This window comes from Phycicoccus sp. (assembly GCF_035325325.1).
GTDB lineage: Bacteria > Actinomycetota > Actinomycetes > Actinomycetales > Dermatophilaceae > Phycicoccus.
Genome location: NZ_DAOLAC010000066.1, coordinates 1 through 6,903 on the forward strand (window position 1 = coordinate 1; position 6,903 = coordinate 6,903).

The 6,903-nt window shown below is 73.6% G+C and carries 6 protein-coding genes and 1 tRNA gene; all 7 read right to left on the bottom strand.

The features are described 5' to 3' along the window. Window positions 1-453: 453 nt before the first annotated feature. On the bottom strand, window positions 454-876 hold the full coding sequence (locus PKA89_RS20100; protein WP_324422621.1) for a helix-turn-helix transcriptional regulator: 423 nt from the start codon (window positions 874-876) through the stop codon (window positions 454-456). Window positions 877-1,102: 226 nt separating this feature from the next. After that, window positions 1,103-1,176: transfer RNA gene (locus tag PKA89_RS20105), tRNA-Thr, on the bottom strand. A gap of 89 nt (window positions 1,177-1,265) precedes the next feature. Next, the gene (locus PKA89_RS20110) at window positions 1,266-2,810 is read right to left on the bottom strand and encodes an alpha/beta hydrolase (RefSeq protein WP_324422623.1); all 1,545 of its coding nucleotides are present in this window, start codon (window positions 2,808-2,810) and stop codon (window positions 1,266-1,268) included. A 77-nt stretch (window positions 2,811-2,887) separates the two neighbouring features. Next, window positions 2,888-4,027 (bottom strand): DNA polymerase III subunit delta', encoded by a 1,140-nt coding sequence (locus PKA89_RS20115; RefSeq protein ID WP_324422625.1) that lies wholly within the window; start codon window positions 4,025-4,027, stop codon window positions 2,888-2,890. Further along, window positions 4,024-4,662, bottom strand: a complete 639-nt coding sequence (gene tmk / locus PKA89_RS20120; RefSeq protein ID WP_324422627.1) for a dTMP kinase — start codon at window positions 4,660-4,662, stop codon at window positions 4,024-4,026. Before tmk ends, PKA89_RS20115 begins: the two co-directional genes overlap by 4 nt. 41 nt (window positions 4,663-4,703) lie before the next feature. After that, window positions 4,704-5,336 carry a response regulator transcription factor gene (locus tag PKA89_RS20125; RefSeq protein WP_324422629.1) on the bottom strand — a complete coding sequence of 211 codons (633 nt, stop codon included), beginning with the start codon at window positions 5,334-5,336 and terminating at the stop codon, window positions 4,704-4,706. After that, window positions 5,333-6,784 (bottom strand): histidine kinase, encoded by a 1,452-nt coding sequence (locus PKA89_RS20130; RefSeq protein ID WP_324422631.1) that lies wholly within the window; start codon window positions 6,782-6,784, stop codon window positions 5,333-5,335. The genes PKA89_RS20125 and PKA89_RS20130 overlap by 4 nt, the downstream gene beginning before the upstream one ends. Between the last annotated feature and the right edge of the window lie 119 nt (window positions 6,785-6,903).

The following is a 6,903-nucleotide window of genomic DNA, read 5'->3' on the forward strand; positions in this document are numbered from 1 at the left end:
ACACCCACCCCGCTCAGCGCGTCGCGCCCCTACCCATGCTCATCCGTGAAGAGCCCGATTGAGCCGGCCGAGCGGCGACCTGAAGCGCGGATTGAGTCAGCAATGGCGCACCTGAACGGCGATTGGATCCTGATGCAGCTAGCAGACTTAGACGCCATCTCCGCTTCCCCTCACTCAGTTCGTAGCTCGGCACGGAGCGTGTCAGACCGCGTGTAAACATGGGCGATGGCCGCCACGCACAACTGGCGGAAGGCCAACCCGCCATGGGGAACTACGACCCTTACAAGCGTTGCCGGCCTCGCGGACGCCGATAGGGGTGCTCCACGAGCGGTGCCCCACAGTGGGCGGTGTGCAATAGGTCGGACACAGCGCGCGACCGATGATGAGGCGCCGGCTGGGGCGGAGGCTCCGCAGGTGCCCCAGGGCCTCCAGACAGCCATGGGGAGCGAGCGGCTACCGGGCGCCGAGAGCACGCTCCACGTCGGCCGGAGGCGCGCTCAGCGCCTCGCTGACGGCACGAACCAGCGCGGCGGAGGGAGCGGCCAACCCTTCAGCCTCCCAGCGTTTGACCGTCGCCGAAGAAACATGGACGGCCTTCGCCAAGTCCTCGACCGACAGTCCGACGGCGAACCGAAACCACCGCAGCGGAGGATCCCCAGCCGGCGTCGCGAGCAGCTGGCGAGGCGTGACGCCCAGCGCGGAGGCCAACGTGGCCAGCTGACCCGCGGAGCGTGGGCGGGCCTCGCCACGCTCCCACCGAGACACCCGCTGGCCGTCGGCCACCCCAATCGCCCGGGCCAACTGCGTCTGGCTCAGCCCTGCCCTCTCACGAGCCAGCCGTAGCGCGTCTCCATCGAGCTCGGGTGCGGTCTCCATCAGACACAGAATCCTAGACACCTGAGAGCCGTCTCAGCGCACACTCCAAGGTCTGCGCGAGGTGCTCACCCGAGTGTTCAACTCGGTGGTTCGAGGCCACGGAGGGCGCCAAAGGTGTCACCCAGTTCTCGTCAAACGTGTCGCAAACGTGTCACTGGACCGTTTTCGAGGCCGGATGTACAGTGGCTCTGACCAGCAAAACCGCTGGTCAGAGCCACTTTGGCTGAGCCGCCTGTGGGAATCGAACCCACGACCTATTCATTACGAGTGAATCGCTCTGGCCGACTGAGCTAAGGCGGCGTGCGCCCGAGGGCGCGCGCCCGAGTATAGGCAGGCCACCGGGCCCCTCGCGAATCCACCCCGGCGACCGTCGAGTGGGGAGCCGCCGGTCAGCAGCGCAGGCCGTCCTTGGGCAGCGTGCCCTTGAGGTACCAGGCGTCGACGGCGTCGTCGACGCACGAGTTCGAACGGGTGTAGGCGGTGTGCCCGTCGCCGTTGAACGAGATGAGCGAGGCCTTGGCCAGCTGGTCGTGCAGGCGCACCGACCACTCGTACGGCGTGGCGGGGTCGCGCGTCGTGCCGATGACGACGATCGGCGGGGCGCCCTCGGCCGTCACCTCGTGCGGGGTGCCCGTCGGCTTGACCGGCCAGTACCCGCAGACGAGCGAGCTCCACGCGAGGTAGCGTCCCCACGTCGGGGCCTGCTTCGCCGCGGCGTCCGCCAGCGCCTCGTGCTCGGGCACCGAGTCGGACTCCGGCTTGTCGAGGCAGTTGACAGCGTAGATGACCTCCATGATGTTGCCCGCGTAGCCGCCGTTCGGGTTGCGGTCGGCGTACTGGTCGGCGAGCTGCATCAGGGCCGTGCCGTCACCTTGCACCGCGTCGCGCATCGCGTCGACGAGCGTGCGCCACGCGCCCTGGTCGTACATCGCGGCGGCGATGCCGAGGGAGGCCCAGCCCTCGGTGAGCTTGGGTACGGACCCGTCGCCGGTCTTCGGCAGCGGCGTGGCGTCGACGTCGGCGAGGAAGCCGCGCAGGTTCGTCATCACGGAGTCGACCGAGTCCCCGAGCGGGCAGTCGCCCTCGGTGACGCAGTACTTCGCCCACGACCGGGTCGCCAGCTCGAAGCCCTTGGCCTGGCCGAGGTTGATCTCCTCGGAGGTGAGGTCGGGGGCGACGACACCGTCGAGGACGAACCGCCCGACGTTGGTCGGGAAGAGGTCGGCGTAGGTGGCGCCGAGGAAGGTGCCGTACGACTTGCCGAGGTAGGTCAGCTTCTGCTCGCCGAGCGCCGCGCGCAGGACGTCCATGTCGCGGGCGGCATCCTCCGTGGAGACGTGCGGGAGCAGCAGGCCGGCGTTCTTCGCGCAGGACGCCGCGAAGTCGGCCGAGCCCTGCGCGAAGGTGCGCTCCTCGGCCGGGTCGTCCGGGGTGGGGTCGGACCCGAGGAAGGTGTCGAGCTGGGCGTCGGACAGGCAGTCGATGGGGGCCGAGCGTCCGACGCCGCGCGGGTCGAAGCCGACCACGTCGTAGTGGTCGCGCACGCCGGGGCCGACGATGAAGTCGGCCGCGCGGGCGTAGTCGACCCCGGAGCCGCCCGGCCCGCCCGGGTTGACGACGAGCGAACCGAGACGCTGGGAGGACTTCTTGGCCGGCACCCGCAGCACCGAGATCTCGATCGTGCTGCCCTCGGGGTGCGCGTAGTCGACCGGCACGGTGAGCTGCGCGCACTCCGCGCCCGAGCACTCGGACCACTCGAGCTGCTGGGCGTAGAACCGGTCGAGGCCCTGGGTCCCGGCGGGCGGTGACTGCGGGCTGACCGACACCGACGGCCGGGCCGACTGGCCGCCGAGGTCGTCGACGAGCGAGCAGCCGGCGAGGCCGGTGGAGACGACGACGAGGCCCGCGACGAGGGCGAGGCGGCGCGGGGTCATGGCTCGCACGATATGGGAGCAGGATGGGAGGGCTCGCGCGGGGGAGGTCACGATCCGGCCGCGATCGACCGGTTCTCTCAGCGGGGTAGGCGCAGGTCGAGGGCCATCGCCTCGAGCGCGAGCAGCGGCGCGACGTTGGCCCCGATGCGTTCGCGGGCCGTGCCGATGGCGTCCATCGCCCCGAGGACCTGCTCGGCGGTGAAGGCCTCGGCGACCCGGGTGACGGTGGGCCGGGCGTCCTCGTTGACGAGCGCGGTGCCCGCCCCGGTGCTGACCACCAGGGCGTCGCGGTAGACCGAGAGCAGGTCGACGAGCGCGCGGTCGACGACGTCGCGGGTGAACCGGGTGGCCCGGGTCTTCTGCTCGCGCTCGAGGGCGCTCACCTGCGAGCGCACGTGCGGCGGCTGGGTCCGGGCGGTGGGGTCGGCGCCGAGCACCTCGAGCAGCCGGGCCTTCTCGGCCGCGTCCCGCTCCCCCGAGGCCGCCGCGGACTCCTCCTGGGCGATGGTCATGATGTCCTGGGCCGCGCCGACCGCCTCGCCGACCGACGTGATGCGGGTGGCCATCGAGACGACGTCGTGCCGCCGGATGCGGGCGTGCTCGTCACGGGCGAGGCGCCGCGCCAGGCCCACGTGCGACTGGGCCGCGCGGGCGGCGTACAGGGCCATCGCGTGGTCGACGCCGTCGCGGCGGACGAGGAGGTCCGCGACCGCCTCGACCGACGGCGTCCGCAGCCGCACGTGCCGCGAGCGCGAGCGGATGGTGATGATGACGTCCTCCGTCGAGGGGGCGCAGAGCATCCACACCGTGCGTGGCGACGGTTCCTCGAGCGCCTTGAGGAGGGCGTCGGCGGCGCGCTCGGTGAGGCGGTCGGCGTCCTCGACGACGATGACCCGGTAGCGCCCGACGGACGGCCGGTGCGCCGCGAGGGCGACGAGGTCGCGCGCCTGCTCGACCTTGATCGACAGCCCCTCGGTGGCGATGACGTCGACGTCGGCGTGCGTGGCGTCGAGGGCGGTGCGGCACTCGCGGCACTCGCCGCAGCCGCCCTGTGGGCACTCGAGGGCGGCGGCGAAGGCCCGCGCGGCGACCGAGCGCCCCGACCCCGGCGGCCCGGTGAAGAGCCACGCGTGGGTCATCGCGGCGGGGTCGGCGACGGCCCGCGACAGGGTGGCGACCGCGGCGTCCTGGCCGATGACGTCGCGCCAGACGCTCACGGGTCGACCCCCGGCGCCTCGATCCCGAGCGCCTCGACGCGCTCGAGGACCTGCGCGTGCAGCTCGTCGGGCGGGCGGGTGCCGTCGAGGACGAGGTAGCGCTGCGGGTTGCCCCGGGCCATCGCCAGGTAGTGCTCGCGGATCGAGGCGTGGAACGCGTCGGCCTCGGCCTCGAGCCGGTCGTGCACCTCGCCGCGCCGCCGGCGCCCCTCCTCCGGGCTGACGTCGACGACGACGGTGAGGTCGGGGACGAGGGAGTCGACGGCCCACATCTGCAGGTCGTGCACCTCGTCGGCGCCGAGGTCGCGGCCGGCGCCCTGGTAGGCGACCGAGCTGTCGGTGTATCGGTCGGTGACGACGACCTGCCCTGCGGCGAGCGCCGGCCGGATGACGAGGTCGACGTGGTGGGCCTTGTCGGCGGCGAAGAGCAGCGCCTCGGCCCGCGGCGAGACGTGGTCGCCGTGGAGGACGAGGTCGCGGATGGCCGCGCCGAGCTCGGTGCCGCCGGGCTGCCGGGTGACGAGCACCTCGCGGCCGCGGGCCCGCAGCGCGTCGGCGAGCAGGCGCACCTGGGTCGACTTCCCCGCGCCGTCGCCGCCCTCGAAGGCGATGAACACCCCGTCCCGTCCGCTCACACGGCGAGCCTAGGCCAGCGCGCCGTCAGTGCTCTCCTCCATCACGCCGAGGGGAGGTGGTCGCGGGCCCAGAGGGCGGCGCTCGTGCGGTCGACGACCCCGATCTCGCGGAACACCCGCCCCAGGTGTGCCTTGACCGTCCGCTCGGTGATGCCGAGGGCTCGCGCGATCTGCTTGTTCGCCAGGCCCTGCGAGACCAGTCGCAGCACCTCGGTCTCGCGCGGTGAGAGACCGACCGCCTCGCCGTCGTGGACGGGGTCGCCGGTGGACGGCAGCAGCGCACCGGCCACCCGCGGGTCGATCGGCACGTGCCCGCGGGCCGCGGCACGCACCGCGGCGACGAGCTCGGCCGGCTCGGAGTCCTTGAGGACGTAGCCGATGGCCCCCGCGGCGAGCACCTCGCGCACCCGCTCGCGGTCGGAGAAGCTCGTGAGGACCAGCACCCGCGTCTCGGGGCGCGCAGCGAGCACCCCGCGGGTGCCCTCGACGCCGTCGAGGCCGGGCATCGACAGGTCCATGAGGACGACGTCGGGGTCGGTGCCGGCCGCTGACGCGATGGCCTCGGCGCCGTCGCGGGCCTCCGCCACGACCGTGATGTCGGGCTCGGCATCCAGGAGCGTGCGCACCCCGGCGCGCACGAGCTGGTGGTCGTCGGCGACGAGCACCCGGATCATGCCTGCACCCCCATCGGTCCGTCGAGGTCGAGCCGCCAGTGTGTCCCGGCACCCGATGCCGTCGCCACCCGCAGCGTCGCGCCGGGGACGGACGCGGCCTCGGCGAGCAGCCGGGTGCCGAGGTGGCCGGGGGCCGGGTCGGCGAGGACGGCGCCGACGTCGAAGCCGCGTCCGTCGTCGACGACGTCGAGGGACACCGTCACCGCGGAGGTGCGGTGCAACGAGACGACGACCTCCGCCGGGCCCGCGTGCCGCGCGGCGTTGCGGACGCACTCCTGGGCCACCCGGTGCACGAGCCGCTGGGCGTCCTCACCGAGGGCCAGCTGCTCCTCGGGGTCGGCGTCGAGCCGGACGACGACGTCCTCGCCGCGCACCGAGGTGGCGAGGTCGCCGAGCGCGGCGACGATGCCCGAGCGCGAGAGGCTCGGTGGGTGCAGGTCGACGAGGAGGGTGCGCAGCGACCGGATGCTCGCCCGGACGGCGCTCGCCGCGGCGTCGAGGTCGCGGGCCAGGACCGAGTCGCCGCGCTGGGCGGCCGTCGCGGACGCGCCCGCCACCGTGAACGAGGTGGCCGCGAGCTCCTGGACCGGGCCGTCGTGGAGGGTCGCGGCGATCCGGCGGCGCTCGTCGGAGGAGGCCTCGACCGCGCGCTGGAGCAGCCGCAGCCGCTGGTCCTCGGCCCGGCGCAGCCGGCGCAGCAGGGCGAGGACGAGCGGGGTGACGATGAGGACGAAGAGCACGAGGCTGCTCGCGGTGACCCCGGCGAAGCCGCGCCACAGCTGGCCGGTCCGCTCGGAGACGGGGGCGTAGGAGACGTAGATCTCGAACAGGGCCGTGCGGCCGTCCGGCATCCACACCGGCCGGTAGACCTCGACGAGCTTGTCGCCCTTCTCGAACTGGTTCTCCGAGGAGTCGAGCGTGGAGACGTGGGCGACCGTCGTCGGGCCGTCGAGCGCCTCGCGCTGCTCGCCGTCGAGGGTGAAGGTGCGCCCGACCAGCTGGGGCTCGTCCGCCCAGAGCACGTACCCGTCGGGCCGCCAGAGCTTGACCCGGACGACGGTGTCGCGGTCGAGGCTGCGGTCGACGGTGCGCCCGAAGGCCTCGACCGCGGCCGGGTCGCCGGCCATGAGCGCGTCGGTCATCGCCGGCTGGACGACGGCCTCGGCGATGACTCCCGCCATCGTCGCGGCGTCGTTGACGGCCTCGCGCTCGGCGAGCCGCTGGGCCGCCAGCGACCCGAGCACCCCGACGAGGACGAGGGCCGCGGCCACCCCGGGCGCGAGCTGGACGAGGACGCGGCGCGGGCCGACCGGGGCGACCTCGTCCTCCACCGGCGCGGGCCGGGAGACGAGCAGCCACTCCGGCTCCGGGCGCCGGACGTCCCCGGTCGGGGCAGGGAGACCGACCGGGGACGCGACCTGGGGGTCAGTCGTCGGATCCGTGGCCACCCGAGTCCCCGCCGTGGTCGTCGCCGGCGTCGTGCCCGGCCCCGTCGTCGCTGCCGCCACGGCCGGAGCCCGACCCGCCGTGGCCCGAGGAGTCGTCCGAGGAGTCGTCGGAGGAGCCG